General features: G+C 64.1%; 14 protein-coding genes. 4 read left to right on the top strand and 10 right to left on the bottom strand.

Translation table 11 applies throughout. The features are described 5' to 3' along the window. The first annotated feature begins 237 nt into the window (after positions 1 to 237). From ACIPZG_RS13825 to ACIPZG_RS13815, 3 genes are all read left to right on the top strand, one after another. Positions 238 to 1,491 (top strand): OprD family porin, encoded by a 1,254-nt coding sequence (locus ACIPZG_RS13825; RefSeq protein WP_400714497.1) that lies wholly within the window; start codon positions 238 to 240, stop codon positions 1,489 to 1,491. Between the two features lie 191 nt (positions 1,492 to 1,682). Next, positions 1,683 to 2,606 (top strand): LysR family transcriptional regulator, encoded by a 924-nt coding sequence (locus ACIPZG_RS13820; protein WP_400714494.1) that lies wholly within the window; start codon positions 1,683 to 1,685, stop codon positions 2,604 to 2,606. A gap of 70 nt (positions 2,607 to 2,676) precedes the next feature. Next, on the top strand, positions 2,677 to 3,189 hold the full coding sequence (locus ACIPZG_RS13815) for a DUF962 domain-containing protein (RefSeq protein ID WP_400714492.1): 513 nt from the start codon (positions 2,677 to 2,679) through the stop codon (positions 3,187 to 3,189). Positions 3,190 to 3,315: 126 nt separating this feature from the next. On the opposite strand, the gene pcaC is transcribed toward ACIPZG_RS13815, so the two are convergent. From pcaC to ACIPZG_RS13765, 10 genes are all read right to left on the bottom strand, one after another. Beyond that, positions 3,316 to 3,714: a 4-carboxymuconolactone decarboxylase gene (pcaC, locus tag ACIPZG_RS13810; protein WP_241804785.1), complete on the bottom strand. Its 399-nt coding sequence runs from the start codon at positions 3,712 to 3,714 to the stop codon at positions 3,316 to 3,318. A gap of 10 nt (positions 3,715 to 3,724) precedes the next feature. Further along, complete coding sequence (pcaD, locus tag ACIPZG_RS13805) at positions 3,725 to 4,516, bottom strand: 3-oxoadipate enol-lactonase (RefSeq protein WP_400640688.1); 792 nt, start codon at positions 4,514 to 4,516, stop codon at positions 3,725 to 3,727. 11 nt (positions 4,517 to 4,527) lie between these two features. Next, on the bottom strand, positions 4,528 to 5,880 hold the full coding sequence (locus ACIPZG_RS13800) for a 3-carboxy-cis,cis-muconate cycloisomerase (RefSeq protein WP_400714489.1): 1,353 nt from the start codon (positions 5,878 to 5,880) through the stop codon (positions 4,528 to 4,530). Positions 5,881 to 5,889: 9 nt separating this feature from the next. Continuing rightward, positions 5,890 to 7,179 carry an MFS family transporter gene (locus ACIPZG_RS13795; protein ID WP_008097276.1) on the bottom strand — a complete coding sequence of 430 codons (1,290 nt, stop codon included), beginning with the start codon at positions 7,177 to 7,179 and terminating at the stop codon, positions 5,890 to 5,892. Between the two features lie 188 nt (positions 7,180 to 7,367). Beyond that, on the bottom strand, positions 7,368 to 8,573 hold the full coding sequence (gene pcaF / locus ACIPZG_RS13790) for a 3-oxoadipyl-CoA thiolase (protein ID WP_400640942.1): 1,206 nt from the start codon (positions 8,571 to 8,573) through the stop codon (positions 7,368 to 7,370). After that, complete coding sequence (locus tag ACIPZG_RS13785) at positions 8,570 to 9,349, bottom strand: CoA-transferase subunit beta (protein ID WP_400714486.1); 780 nt, start codon at positions 9,347 to 9,349, stop codon at positions 8,570 to 8,572. Before ACIPZG_RS13785 ends, pcaF begins: the two co-directional genes overlap by 4 nt. Further along, positions 9,346 to 10,206 (bottom strand): CoA transferase subunit A, encoded by an 861-nt coding sequence (locus ACIPZG_RS13780; protein WP_400714483.1) that lies wholly within the window; start codon positions 10,204 to 10,206, stop codon positions 9,346 to 9,348. The genes ACIPZG_RS13785 and ACIPZG_RS13780 overlap by 4 nt, the downstream gene beginning before the upstream one ends. 139 nt (positions 10,207 to 10,345) lie before the next feature. Beyond that, positions 10,346 to 11,689, bottom strand: coding sequence for an MFS transporter (locus ACIPZG_RS13775; RefSeq protein WP_400714480.1), 1,344 nt, complete (start codon positions 11,687 to 11,689; stop codon positions 10,346 to 10,348). Positions 11,690 to 11,981: 292 nt separating this feature from the next. Beyond that, on the bottom strand, positions 11,982 to 12,857 hold the full coding sequence (pcaR, locus tag ACIPZG_RS13770; RefSeq protein WP_400714477.1) for a pca regulon transcriptional regulator PcaR: 876 nt from the start codon (positions 12,855 to 12,857) through the stop codon (positions 11,982 to 11,984). After that, on the bottom strand, positions 12,832 to 13,044 hold the full coding sequence (locus ACIPZG_RS13765) for a hypothetical protein (protein ID WP_400640678.1): 213 nt from the start codon (positions 13,042 to 13,044) through the stop codon (positions 12,832 to 12,834). Before ACIPZG_RS13765 ends, pcaR begins: the two co-directional genes overlap by 26 nt. Positions 13,045 to 13,310: 266 nt before the next feature. Between ACIPZG_RS13765 and ACIPZG_RS13760 the strand changes: the two genes are divergently transcribed. Then, on the top strand, positions 13,311 to 13,511 hold the full coding sequence (locus tag ACIPZG_RS13760) for a hypothetical protein (RefSeq protein WP_400640676.1): 201 nt from the start codon (positions 13,311 to 13,313) through the stop codon (positions 13,509 to 13,511). The last annotated feature ends 149 nt before the right edge of the window (positions 13,512 to 13,660 follow it).

The following is a 13,660-nucleotide window of genomic DNA, read 5'->3' as shown; positions in this document are numbered from 1 at the left end:
GCGGCCTTTGTAGGAGCGGATTCATCCGCGATGAGGCCAGCACGACCAACAATTAACCAACTGGAACATTCCGTTCGATTATCGCCCCGTTCCGCTTGCGACGAATTGCCTCATCCCCGCCCCTCCCCGCACCATCCCTCACGCAACGTTGCACTGGTTCATCAAACAGCCCCGCCCCTGCAGGCCCGCACCCTGCAGCGTACCGGCTCGCCAATAAAAACAAGAGATCCACCACCGATGAGCACTCTGCAACCCGCACGCCAGCTGCTGCCCGGCCTGTTGGCCATGTCCTGCGCCCTCCCCGTGTTCGCCGCCGAAGGCGGTTTCATGGAGGACGCCAAGGCCAGCCTCAACCTGCGCAACTTCTACATCAACCGCAACTTCGTCGACCCGGCCCACCCCCAGGCCAAGGGCGAGGAATGGACCCAGAGCTTCATCCTCGATGCGCGCTCGGGCTTCACCCAGGGCACCGTCGGCTTCGGTGTCGACATGCTGGGCCTGTACTCGGTCAAGCTCGACGGTGGCAAAGGCACCACCAACACCCACCTGCTGCCGGTACACGACGACGGCCGCCCGGCCGACGACTTCGGCCGCCTTGGCGTGGCCTTGAAGGGCAAGCTGTCGGAGACCGAACTGAAGGTTGGCGAGTGGATGCCGGTGCTGCCCATCCTGCGCTCGGACGATGGCCGCTCGCTGCCACAGACCTTCCGTGGCGGCCAGCTCACCTCGAAGGAGATCGATGGCCTGACCCTGTACGCCGGCCAGTTCCGCGGCAACAGCCCGCGCAACGACGCCAGCATGGAAGACATGTCGCTCAACGGCCGCGCAGCCTTCACCTCCGACCGCTTCAACTTCGGTGGTGGTGAATACACGTTCAACGACAAGCGCACGCTGATCGGCCTGTGGGACGCCCAGCTCAAGGACATCTATCGCCAGCAGTACCTCAACCTGGTGCACAGCCAGCCACTGGGTGAATGGACCCTGGGCGCCAACCTGGGTTACTTCATCGGCAAGGAAGACGGCGCCGAGCGCGCCGGGCAACTGGACAACCGCACGGCTTCGGCGATGCTCTCTGCACGCTACAAAGGCAACACCTTCTATGTCGGCCTGCAGAAAGTCAGCGGCGACGACGCCTGGTTGCGGGTCAACGGCACCAGCGGCGGTACCCTGGCCAACGACAGTTACAACTCCAGCTTCGACAATGCCAAGGAACGCTCCTGGCAGGTGCGCCATGACTTCAACTTCGTCAGTGTCGGCATCCCTGGGCTGACCCTGATGAACCGCTACATCAAGGGCGACAATGTGACGGCCGGTGGCGTCGATGATGGCAAGGAGTGGGCGCGCGAGACCGAGCTTGCGTATGTGGTGCAGTCGGGGTCATTCAAGGACTTGTCGGTGAAATGGCGCAACTCGACCATGCGGCGGGACTTCAGCACCAATTCGTTCGATGAGAACCGGTTGATTGTGAGTTATCCGTTGAATCTGCTTTGAACTCGCGGGCCTCATCGCGGATGAATCCGCTCCTACAACAACCGCGCTGGCCTTTGTAGGAGCGGATTCATCCGCGATGAGGCCCGCAAGGACAAATAACCAAAACGAATAAACACAAAATTAAACCTTCATTGACGACATATTAGGTAACCGTTTAAATCGATCCCTGATCCCCGCCGCAGAGCTTCGACATGGACCTTCGCCAACTGCGCTATTTCATCGCTCTCAACGACTACCGCAGTTTCGTCCGCGCCGCCGAAGCCATGGGCATCACCCAGCCGGCCTTCAGCCGGGCCATTCAGGGCCTCGAACACACCTTCGGCTGCCCCTTGGTCGACCGCGCCAGCAAAGCCCTGCCCCCGACCCCCGAAGGCCTGGTGGTGCTGCAGCACGCTCGCCGCCTGGTGCAAGGCGCCGCGCAGCTAAGCAACGACGTGCTGCAAATGACCAAGCTCGACGCCGGCGAGCTGCATTTCGGCAGCGGCCCGGCACTGGCGGCGCGCCTGGTGCCAGAAGCACTGCAGCTTTTCATCGCCCGCTATCCCGGAGTCCGCACCGCACTGCTGGTCGACAATGGCGAACGCCTCGGCCAGGCATTGCGCCGTGAGCAGATCGAATTCTTCGTCGACGATATCCGCCCTTTCGAAGCCGACCCCAACTTCCACACCGAGCCCCTCACCCCACGTCCGGGCCTGTTCTTCTGCCGCCCAGGCCACCCCCTGCTGAACAAGGACAGCCTTTCGACCAACGACCTGTTCGCCTATCCCCTGGCCAGCGCACTGCTCACCCCTGGCGTGCGCAAGCGCCTGGCAAACCTGAGCGGACGCAGCGACTTCACCCCGCACCTGCAGACCGAACACCTGGCAGTGCTGCGCAGTGTGGTGCTGGCCAGTGATGCCATCGGCACCGCCAGCGAGGAGGCGGTGGCCGACGACCTGGCCGCCGGGCGTCTGGTGCGCCTGCACTGGCGCAACCTGCCGCCGGCACTGGAGGTACTGAGTGTGCGCTGCGGGGTGGTCAGCCGCAGTGGCTACCGCCTGTCACCGGCGGCGCGGGCGATGATCGAGACCCTGGTGGGGCTGGATGCGCCCATGCGCGCTGCTGCCATTCGCTGAACTGATGATGGTTCGGCTGCAGGCTATTCTCAGCAATAGTGGGTCAGTGGCTGCCCAAGGAGGAACAACAATGAAAACCCTCGTCGAACACCTGAGCCAGTACGCCGCCTACCACCGCGACCCGCGTAACATCGCCACCCACTTCGTCGGCATTCCGCTGATCGTGCTGGCAGTGACCGTGCTGCTGTCGCGCCCCGGCTGGGACGTAGCAGGCATGTGGCTCTCGCCCGCGTTGCTTGCCGCAACGGCTTCGGTGTGGTTCTACCTGCGCCTGGACCGGCGCTTCGGGCTGGTCATGGGCCTGTTGCTGGGGCTGTGCCTGTGGGTTGGCCAGGTACTGGCGATGCAGAGTACTGCGCTGTGGCTCAGTGCAGGGCTGGGGGCGTTCTTGGTGGGCTGGATCATCCAGTTCGTCGGGCACTATTACGAAGGGCGCAAGCCGGCATTCGTCGACGATGTCAGCGGGTTGATCATCGGGCCGTTGTTCGTGGTGGCCGAGGCGGGGTTCATGCTGGGGCTGTGCCCGGATTTGAAGCGTGCCGTGGAGGCCAATGCCGGGCCCGTGGCACTGCGCTCTTTGTAGGCGCGGCCTTGTGTCGCGAAAGGGCTGCGCAGCAGCCCCAGTTCTTCAGCTTCGCCGCAAAGATTGTTGGGGCTGCTGCGCAGCCCTTTCGCGACACAAGGCCGCTCCTACAGGGTTGCGTGAAACTCAGGGCTGCTGGCGCGACTCCACCCCCAACTCATCCCACACCGACTCCGCCAGGTGGAAGGTGGCATTGGCCGCCGGAATCCCGCAATAGATCGCGCTCTGCATCAGCACTTCCTTGATCTCGTCACGGGTCACACCGTTGTTGGCTGCCGCGCGCAAATGCAGCTTGAGCTCATCATTGCGGTTCATGCCGATCAGCATCGCGATGGTGATCAGGCTGCGGGTGTGCCTTGGCAAGCCGGGGCGGGTCCAGATATCACCCCAGGCATGGCGGGTGATCATCTCCTGGAACTCGCCATTGAAGTCGTTGAGCTTTTCCAGGCTGCGGTCCACATGGGCATCACCGAGCACCGCGCGGCGTACCTGCATGCCGGCGTCGTAACGTTGTTTCTCGTCCATGGCAGACTCCTCAGCGGGCCAGCAGGAAGTCGAGCACGCGATGGCTGAACGCCTCGCCGATTTCGACGTTGGACAGGTGCGCTGCCGGGAACTCGGCATAGGTGGCACCGACGATGTTGGCTTGCATGAAGCGGCCATGCTCCGGCGTGGTCACCACGTCTTCGGTACCGGCGACGATCAGTGTGGGCACCTGGATACGGCTCAGCTGCTCACGGTAGTCGGCATCGCGCACCGCCGCACAATTGGCGGCGTAGCCCTGCGGGGAAGTCTGCGCGAGCATTTGGCAGATGCGCTGCGCCTGCTCCGGTTGGGCCTGGGCAAAACCGGGGGTGAACCAGCGGGCGATGGAGGCGTCGCGCAAATCGGCCATGGCCTGCTGGCCGCCCTTGAGCACGGTGTCGATGCGGGTATTCCAGACCTCGTCGTTGGCGATCTTCGCCGCCGTGTTGCACAGGGTCAGGCTGTGCAGGCGATCACCGGCATGAATGCCCAGCCACTGACCGATCAGGCCACCCATCGACAGGCCGACGAAGTGCGCGTGGCGGATATCCAGCGCGTCGAGCAGGGCCAGCACATCGCGGCCCAGTTGCTCGATGCTGTAGGGCCCATCGGTCACCAGCGAAGCGCCATGGCCACGAGTGTCGTAGCGCAGCACACGCAAGTGCTCGCTCCACAGCGGGATCTGGCTGTCCCACATCCCCAGGTCAGTACCGAGCGAGTTGGACAGCACCAGCACCGGGGCATCATCCGGGCCGTCGATTCGATAGTTCAGTACGCCATCGGCCAGTTGCAATTGCGCCACAGCGGTCTCCTTCAGGCAGTGAAACGTTGATGTTCGGCCACCGCCTGCGCCACCCAGACGCGGGCCTGGCCGAGGTAATGGGCAGGGTCGAGCAGGCGGTCGAGTTCTTGTGCCGACAGTTCGGCGCTGACGTGCGGCTCGTCACCCAGCACGGCACGCAGGTGGCGCTGCTCGGCGACGGCGCGCTGGCAGCATTGCTCCAGCAGATGGTGGGCGCGGTCACGGCCCAGACGTTGAGCCAGGACGATGCTCACCGCCTCGGCCAGGACCAGGCCCTGGGTCAGGTCGAGGTTGCGGCGCATGCGTTCAGCGTCCACTTCCATGCCCTCGGCGATCACCTGGGCCTGGCGCAAGGCACCGGACACCAGACAGCAGATGTCTGGCAGCGTCTCCCACTCGGCGTGCCACAACCCCAGGCTGCGCTCGTGTTCCTGGGGCATGGCGGCGAACAGCGTCGAGAGCAGGCCCGGCACGCGGGTGGCGGCGCCGATCAGTACCGCCGCCCCTACCGGGTTGCGCTTGTGCGGCATGGTCGACGATCCCCCCTTGCCCGGCGCCGACGGTTCGAACACCTCGCCCGCCTCGGTCTGCATCAGCAGGCTGATGTCGCGGCCGAACTTGCCCAGGCTGCCGGCGATCAGGCCCAGCACCGAGGCGAACTCCACCAGGCGGTCACGCTGGGTGTGCCACGGCTGCTCGGGCAGGCTCAACTTGAGCTGTTCGGCCAAGGTTTCGGCAACTGGCATGGCTTTGCTGCCCAAGGCGGCCAGGCTGCCGGAAGCGCCGCCGAACTGCAGCACCAGCAAACGCGGGCGCAGTTCCTGCAGCCGTTGGCGGTGGCGCGTGAGGGCGCCAAGCGCACCCGCCAGCTTCATGCCCAGGGTCACCGGCGTGGCGTGCTGCAGCCAGGTACGGCCCACCAGGGGCGTGTCGGCATGCAGCAGGGCCTGCTGCGCCAGGGTATCGCTCAGCTTGGCGAGGTCGGCTTCGATCAGCTCCAGTGCCGCACGCAACTGCAGGACCAGGCCAGTGTCCATGGCATCCTGGCTGGTGGCGCCGAGGTGCACGTAGCGCTCGGCTTCGGGCACGCCACTGGCGATCACCTTGCCCAGCGCCTTGACCAGCGGGATCGCCGAGTTGCCCGCCGTGGCGATGGCATCGGCCAGTGCGCGCACGTCATAGCGCTCGGCCTGGCAGGCAGCCTCGATGGCCACCACCGCAGTGTGTGGCACCAGCCCGGCGCCAGCCTCGGCGCGGGCCAGCGCCGCTTCGAAGTCGAGCATGCCCTGCAAGCGACCGCGGTCGGAGAACACCTCGCGCATGGCCGGGGCAGTGAAGTAGGCGTCGAACAGTTGGTTGCTCATGCAGCATCCTTAGTCGTCATGGTGCAAGTACGCCGCTTGTTTCGGCAGCCGCAGGCTGAACAGGAAGGCGATCGCCATCATGGCCGTCACGTACCAGTAGAAGGTGTTCTCCATGCCCAGGGTTTTCAAGCCCAGGGCCACATACTCGGCCGAGCCGCCGAACATCGCGTTGGCCACTGCATAGGCCAGCCCAACGCCCAGCGCGCGCACCTGCGGCGGGAACATCTCGGCCTTCACCAGGCCGCTGATCGAGGTGTAGAAACTGACGATGCACAGTGCCAGGCTCACCAGCACGAAGGCCATGAACGGGCTGCTCACGGTCTTCAACGCCATCAGCAAGGGCACGGTGAACAGGGTGCCCAAGGCGCCGAACAGGAGCATCGAGTTGCGCCGGCCGATGCGGTCCGACAGCATGCCGAAGAACGGCTGCAGCACCATGAACAGAAACAGCGCGCCGGTCATCACGTAGCTGGCGTTCTTCGCGGTCATGCCGGCAGTATTGACCAGGTACTTCTGCATGTAGGTGGTGAAGGTATAGAAGATCAGCGAACCGCCGGCGGTGTAGCCGAGCACGGTGATGAAGGCGGCGGTGTGATGGCGGAACAGGCCCTTGACCGAGCCGGCGTCCTTGTCCTTGCGGGTTTCGGCGCTGCTGGTCTCGTGCAGCGAACGGCGCAGCATCAGCGAGATCAGTGCGGCGATGGCACCGACCACGAACGGAATGCGCCAGCCCCAGGCACGCAGCTCGTCTTCACTGAGCAGCTGCTGCAGGATCACCACCACCAGCACCGCCAGCAACTGGCCGCCGATCAGGGTGACGTACTGGAACGAGGCGAAGAAACCGCGCTGGCCGCGCAGTGCCACTTCACTCATGTAGGTGGCGGTGGTGCCGTATTCGCCCCCGACCGACAGGCCCTGGATCAAGCGCGCCAGCAATAGCAGCGCCGGCGCCCAGGTGCCGATGCTCGCGTAGGTCGGCAGGCAGGCGATCATCAAGGAGCCTGCACACATCATCAGCACCGAGATCATCAGGGAATTCTTGCGCCCGTGGCGGTCGGCCAGGCGGCCGAAGATCCAGCCACCGATGGGGCGCATCAGGAAGCCTGCGGCGAATACCCCGGCAGTGTTGAGCAACTGCACGGTGGGGTCGTCGGAGGGGAAGAAGGCCGGGGCGAAGTAGATCGCGCAGAAGGCGTAGACGTAGAAGTCGAACCATTCCACCAGGTTGCCTGAAGAGGCACCGACGATGGCGAAGATGCGCTTACTGCGTTCTTCGCCGGTGTAATAGGCTGAGGTCATGACGGTTTTACTCCTGGAGGGTCCTGGGTAAGTCTAGACATACCTAGTAACACACTCGTTCCGCTGGCAGGCTGGCAATTGGCCTTGTGTCGTAGCTACCGGCCCTATCGCCGGCAAGCCGGCTCCCACAGGGATAGGCGTGGTTCTCCCTGTGGGAGCCGGCTTGCCGGCGATAGGGCCGGTACAGGTCACACCCGCTCGATGGCCAGCGCCAACCCTTGGCCAACCCCGACACACATGGTCGCCAGGCCTTTGCGCCCGCCGCTCTTCTCCAGCTGGTGCAGCGCCGTCAGCACCAGGCGCGCACCGCTCATGCCCAGCGGATGACCCAGGGCAATCGCGCCGCCATTGGGGTTCACCTGCGGCGCATCATCGGCCACACCCAGCTCGCGCAGCACTGCCAAGCCTTGGCTGGCAAACGCTTCGTTGAGCTCGATCACATCGAAATCACTCACCGCCACACCCAGGCGCTCGGTCAGCTTGCGCACCGCCGGTACCGGCCCGATACCCATGACCCGTGGTGCCACACCCGCGCTGGCCATGCCCAGGACCCGGGCACGCGGGGTCAGGCCGTGCTTCTTCACAGCCTCCGCCGAGGCCAGGATCAGCGCCGCGGCACCGTCGTTGACGCCCGACGCGTTGCCGGCGGTGACGGTCTTGTCCGGGCCGTTGACCGGCTTGAGCTTGTTCAGCGCTTCGAGGGTGGTCTCCGGGCGCAGATGCTCATCGCGCTCGACCACGGTCTCGCCCTTCTTGTGGGCAATGCGCACAGGCACGATCTCTTCGGCAAAGAAACCGGCAGCCTGGGCCGCTGCGGCCTTCTGCTGGCTGCGCAGGGCGAAAGCGTCCTGGTCGGCGCGGGAAACCTGGTAATCGTCGGCGACGTTGTCGGCGGTCTCGGGCATCGCGTCCACGCCGTACTGGCTTTTCATCAGCGGGTTGATGAAGCGCCAGCCGATGGTCGTGTCCTCGAGCTTCATGTTGCGCGAATAGCCACTCTCGGCCTTGCCCATGACGAACGGTGCGCGCGACATGGACTCGACGCCACCGGCAATGGCCAGTTCCATTTCGCCACTGGCAATGGCGCGGAAGGCGGTACCGATGGCATCCATGCCCGAAGCGCACAGACGGTTGAGGGTGACCCCCGGGATGCTTTCCGGCAGGCCCGCCAGCAGCAGCGCCATACGCGCCACGTTGCGGTTGTCTTCGCCGGCCTGGTTGGCGCAGCCGAAGAACACTTCGTCGAGCTGCTCCCACTGCACGGTCGGGTTGCGCTCGATCAGCGCCTTCAGCGGGACCGCCGCCAGGTCGTCGGCACGTACCCCTGCCAGGGCGCCGCCGAAACGGCCGATCGGGGTACGGATGGCGTCACAGATGAATACGTCGCGCATCAGGCTTCTCCTGCCACCTGGCCATGGGCCACGGCGGTACGGGCTTCGAGGTCGCGCAGGGCGCCGAGCTCGACTTCGGTCGGTGCGCTGGTGCTCTGCACGTCATCGGCAAAGCGGATCGCCCAACCGGTGGCGGCGACGATCTGCTCGCGGGTCACGCCCGGGTGGATCGAGGTCACGACGAATTCGTGGGTGCCGGCTTCCGGCTCCATGATGCACAGGTCGGTGATGATGCCGACCGGCCCTTCGCCTGGCAGGCCGAGGCGCTTGCGCGAATCGCCGCCTTCACCGTGGCCGACCGAGGTGATGAAGTCGAGCTTGTCGACGAAGGCTCGCGGCGACTGCTTGAGGATGATCAGCACCTGCTTGGCGGAACCGGCGATCTCCGGCGCGCCGCCAGCACCCGGCAGGCGGGTCCTCGGCGCGTGGTAGTCACCGACCACGGTGGTGTTGATGTTGCCGAAGCGGTCGACCTGGGCAGCGCCGAGGAAACCGACATCGATGCGGCCACCTTGCAGCCAGTAGCGGAAAATCTCGCCGGTCGGCACCACGGTGTCGGCGGTTTCGGCCAGCTCGCCATCACCGATCGACAGCGGCAGCACGCTCGGCTTGGCACCGATCGGGCCGGACTCGTAGATCAGCACCACATCAGGCGACGAAGTCAGGCGCGCCAGGTTGGCGGCCTTGGACGGCAGGCCGATGCCGACGAAGCAGACAGCGCCGTTGCGCAGGCGGCGGGCAGCGGCAACGGTCATCATTTCAGAGGTGGAGTAGCTCATTGTGCAGCCTCCGCGGTGCTGGCCAGCTTGGCCTTGAATGCGTTGAAGTCGGCGGTGCCACGGATGTAGGTGTCGATCCAGGCGGAGAACGATTCGCGGTTGCGCGCGATCGGGTCCCAATCCTGGTAGAAGCGATTGTCACGCTCGTAGTAGCCGTGGGCATAGGACGGGTGGGCGCCACCGGGCACCAGGCACACGGCGCTGAGGGCCCAGGTCGGCAGGACGCAGGCGTTCATCGGCGCCTGCAGGTCATCGACGATTTCCTCGACGGTGACGATGCAGCGCTTGGCCGCCAGGGCCGCTTCCTTCTGCACGCCGAGGATGCCCCAGAGCAGCACGTTGCCTTTGCGGTCGGCCTTCTGTGCGTGGATCACGGTGACGTCCGGGCGTACCGACGGCACGGCAGCGAGCACTTCGCCGGTGAACGGGCAAGTGACACTCTTGATCAGCGGGTTGACCTTCGGCAGGTCGGAGCCGGCGTAGGCACGCAGCACCGCGAACGGCAGGCCGGAGGCACCGGCGACGTAGGCGTTGGCGAGGTCCGCGTGGCTGTGTTCTTCAATCTCGATCGCGTGTGGCCATTGCTTTTCGACCGCATCGCGCAGGCGGTGCAGCGAACCGACACCGGGGTTGCCGCCCCACGAGAAGATCAGCTTGCGGGCACAGCCGGCACCGATCAGTTGGTCGTAGATCAGGTCCGGGGTCATGCGCACCAGGGTCAGGTCGCGCTTGCCCTGACGGATGATCTCGTGCCCGGCGGCGGTCGGGATCAGGTGGGTGAAGCCTTCGAGGGCGACGGTATCGCCGTCCTGGATGAACTGCTTCACGGCTTCGTGAAGCGGGAGAATTGCAGCCATTTGGAGACTCCTGGTCAGGGTGCTACGTTGCGTTCAGATTAAGGAGAGCGGTGGGGGCTTACAATCCGATAATCGACTATTCGTGCGATTATCGAACCGATTAATGCCTTCCTACCTATGTCTGATCGGGCCTCATCGCCTACGTAGCGTCGGCGTGGCTCACCATCCCCTTCACGATCACACCCACCGTCGCCAATGCCGCAGGCACCAGCAAAGCCGTCAGCACCTGTTCGAAGTTCCAGCCCAAACCGAGCAATGTCGCGCCACTCCACGCCCCCAGAATCGCGCCGAAGCGGCCGATGCCCAACATCCAGGACACCCCTGTGGCACGCCCTTGCGTGGGGTAGAAACGCGCCGCCAGCGAAGGCATGGCCGATTGCGCGCCGTTCACGCACATGCCGGCGATCAGCACCAGGGTGGCAAGCACGGTGATGTTGCCCAGGCTCTGCCCGACCGCATAGGCGAACACGCCCGCCAGCAGGTAGAACACACCAATGACTTTGTGCGGGTTGAAGCGGTCCATGGCCCAGCCCACCGCCACCGCGCTGAGCACGCCACCGAACTGGAACAGCGCACCGATGAACGCGGCCTGCTCCATGCTCGCACCACTGTCGCGCATCAGGGTCGGCAGCCAGCTGGTCAGCAGGTAGACGATCACCAGGCCCATGAAGTAGGTCAACCACAGCAGCAGCGTGCCCAGGCCGTAAGTGCCGGAGAAGATCACCGCGAAGACGTTACGCGCCGCCACGACCTTCTGTTCCGGCACGCTGAAGCCGGACGCCTGGGCCACCACTGCCGGGGCGATCGGCCCCAGGGTCTTGCGGATCTTGTCAGTGCCGCGGTTGCGCACCACCAGAAAGCGCGCCGATTCCGGCAGCCAGACCAGCAGCACCACCGCCAGCAGCAGCGGCAGCACACCGCCGACGACCAGCAAGCTGTGCCAGCCGTAAGCCGGAATCATCTTGGCTGAAATGAAGCCACCACCGGCCATCCCCAGGTTGAAGCCGCAGAACATGCTGGTGACCAGCAGCGACTTGAGGCGTTCAGGGGTGTACTCGGAAAGCAGCGTGGTGGCATTGGGCATACCGGCCCCCAAGCCCAGGCCGGTCAGGAAGCGCAATACCAGCAGCTGGTCGACGTTGCTGGCATAGGCCGAGGCCAGGCTGAAGCCACCGAACACCAGCACGGCCACCACCAGCACGCCCTTGCGGCCAAAACGGTCAGCCAGCGGACCCGAGCCCAAGGCACCGAACACCATGCCGATCAGCGCGGCGCTCATTACCGGGCCGAGGCTCGCGCGGTCGATGCCCCATTCCTGCGACAACGCCGGGGCGATGAAGCCCATTGCAGCGGTGTCGAGGCCGTCGAGAAAGACGATCAGAAAACACAGGATCACCACGCGCCATTGATAGCGCGACAGCGGTTGTTCATTGATGAAGGACTGTACGTCGAGGCATTGCCCGACAGCGTGGGGTTTGTTCATTGTTGTTATCCAGAAGTTAGGCACGGTCGGGCCGCTGCGGGCGTGCAGGGTCAAGTACGAGTAAGTGCGAGCCGATATCAGCCTGGAAACAACAGCACTGCGAGCGGGTGCGGCCGCGGCAGCGAAGGGACAGTGATCATTAATGTGCGCCTCTTATGTTGTTCTTGTTCGGTCGGCTAGGCCGACCGTTGCGAGAGACATTAATCAGCGAATGAGGGGGGTGCAATTGACCCAGCACGACACTGTGCGTTTATCGAACAGGAAACGGGGTATAGGGGGCGCAAACAGCCTGTCAGCCAAACAACTGATGGCAAAGATCGCGGCTCGCTGCCAGCAGAATCGGCAGGAACCGCTGCTCAAGCTCACTGCGGCTCACCCGCCCGACATGGGTGCTGACATTCAGCGCCGCCAGCACCTGGCCCGAGGCGTCATAGATCGGCACTGCGATGGACCTCAAGCCCTGCTCCAGCTCCTGGTCGACCACGCACCACCCCTGCGCCCGCACCTGCTGAATGCAGGCGAACAGCGACTCGGCGTCATGCAGGGTGCGGCTGGTGCGCGCCTTCAGATCGGCGCGGTCGAGGTACTCGCGCAGGCTGGTGTCGTCCATCGCCGCCAACAGAATGCGCCCCATCGACGTGCAATAGGCCGGCAACCGCCCCCCCACCGACAGGTCGACCGAGATCAGCCGCTCCACCGTGGCCGAACGGGCTATATAAAGGATGTCGTCGCCTTCAAGGGTCGCCATGTTGGCGGCCTCGTGCAGTTGGTCGCTGATGCGATCCAGGTACGGCTGGGCCGACACGGCCAGCGGCGTCGATGACAAGTAGGCATGGCCAAGGGTCAGCACCTTGGGCAGCAGCGAATAGGTGCGGCCATCGGTGGTGGCGTAGCCGAGCTTGATCAGCGTATGCAGGCAACGGCGCACCGCAGCCCTGGGAATCTCGGTACGGTGACTGATCTGGGCGATCGTCAGGTGGCGTTTGCGCTCCTGGAATGCCTGGATCACGGCCAGCCCCCGCGCCAGGGAGGTCATGAAGTCCGGATCACCGGTAAACGCCTGGATACGCTTGGCCGGTGAGGCCACGATCGGCGGGGCCAATGCCGGCGAACTCGGGCGGGGCGCCTCCGGGTTGGCCGATTCATTGGACGGGGTTTGGTCGCTCATCGCTCACCTCAAAAAAATCGCTAGCTTGTGCGATTATCGAACGAACGGCCGATAATCGCAATTGACCGCTGACAAATTTACTTATACCTTTCTCCAGCCACTTTGTGGCTTCTTTGGAGAGACTGGTCAGGTACCCACCGTAGAAGTCCCAGGCAGCGGCCTCGCCCAGTGCGAGGCCGTTTTTCATTGCCTCCCCTGCACGCCCCAAACAGTAGTGAACTTTGCGGGCCTCTGTTCGCTCAAAGTTTGCACAGCCGATAACTTGCAACAGTCGATGTCACCGTCGGTAAATAACCCTGTTTGTCGATTTATCGATTGCTATAATCGATTCTGCTGGCGCGGATCGATACACCGGCACTGCAAGCACCGCCATCGGCCATCCAGCACACTCAGTGCATGGAGCAACTAGCACCTGCATACAACATCGGCACTTTCAAGCATTCAGGTATTACTGTGACGAAAGATGAACTGCGCGCGGAACTCGAGCGCCAGGCTGAACGTTACAAGGAAGTTTACGGTGGTGAAGTCACCACCTACGCAGCTCAACCCGACCCGGAACGCAAACCCTGGCGCAAGCGCGCCACCGTTCAGGATCAGGCGTTCAGCCAGGAATTGGAGAAGATGGAAAAGGAACTGCGCAGCGAAGAACCTTGAACCGCTGCCAGCCTCATTGCGTCGTGGGCCAAGCGCCCTCGACGCGGCCTATCTTTACCGATTGGCGTCGGATGAAATGGAATTACACAAATTTCATACGACCGTTTGAACCATTGAAGGTCATGGTCATTTTCGGGAATTTAGCGAAA

The sequence above is a fragment of the Pseudomonas sp. NPDC089395 genome, from assembly GCF_044749525.1.
Taxonomy (GTDB): Bacteria; Pseudomonadota; Gammaproteobacteria; order Pseudomonadales; family Pseudomonadaceae; genus Aquipseudomonas.
The sequence above is the reverse complement of the archived record's forward strand: the minus strand, read 5'-3'. Positions and strand labels throughout refer to the sequence as shown.

What these genes read in the sequence shown, in the direction of transcription:
- ACIPZG_RS13825 (WP_400714497.1), top strand. Translation starts at nt 238, where the DNA reads ATGAGCACTCTGCAACCCGCACGCCAGCTGCTGCCCGGCCTGTTGGCC.
- ACIPZG_RS13820 (WP_400714494.1), top strand. Translation starts at nt 1,683, where the DNA reads ATGGACCTTCGCCAACTGCGCTATTTCATCGCTCTCAACGACTACCGC.
- ACIPZG_RS13815 (WP_400714492.1), top strand. Translation starts at nt 2,677, where the DNA reads ATGAAAACCCTCGTCGAACACCTGAGCCAGTACGCCGCCTACCACCGC.
- pcaC (WP_241804785.1), bottom strand. Translation starts at nt 3,714, where the DNA reads ATGGACGAGAAACAACGTTACGACGCCGGCATGCAGGTACGCCGCGCG.
- ACIPZG_RS13800 (WP_400714489.1), bottom strand. Translation starts at nt 5,880, where the DNA reads ATGAGCAACCAACTGTTCGACGCCTACTTCACTGCCCCGGCCATGCGC.
- ACIPZG_RS13795 (WP_008097276.1), bottom strand. Translation starts at nt 7,179, where the DNA reads ATGACCTCAGCCTATTACACCGGCGAAGAACGCAGTAAGCGCATCTTC.
- ACIPZG_RS13785 (WP_400714486.1), bottom strand. Translation starts at nt 9,349, where the DNA reads ATGAGCTACTCCACCTCTGAAATGATGACCGTTGCCGCTGCCCGCCGC.
- ACIPZG_RS13780 (WP_400714483.1), bottom strand. Translation starts at nt 10,206, where the DNA reads ATGGCTGCAATTCTCCCGCTTCACGAAGCCGTGAAGCAGTTCATCCAG.
- ACIPZG_RS13775 (WP_400714480.1), bottom strand. Translation starts at nt 11,689, where the DNA reads ATGAACAAACCCCACGCTGTCGGGCAATGCCTCGACGTACAGTCCTTC.
- pcaR (WP_400714477.1), bottom strand. Translation starts at nt 12,857, where the DNA reads ATGAGCGACCAAACCCCGTCCAATGAATCGGCCAACCCGGAGGCGCCC.
- ACIPZG_RS13765 (WP_400640678.1), bottom strand. Translation starts at nt 13,044, where the DNA reads ATGAAAAACGGCCTCGCACTGGGCGAGGCCGCTGCCTGGGACTTCTAC.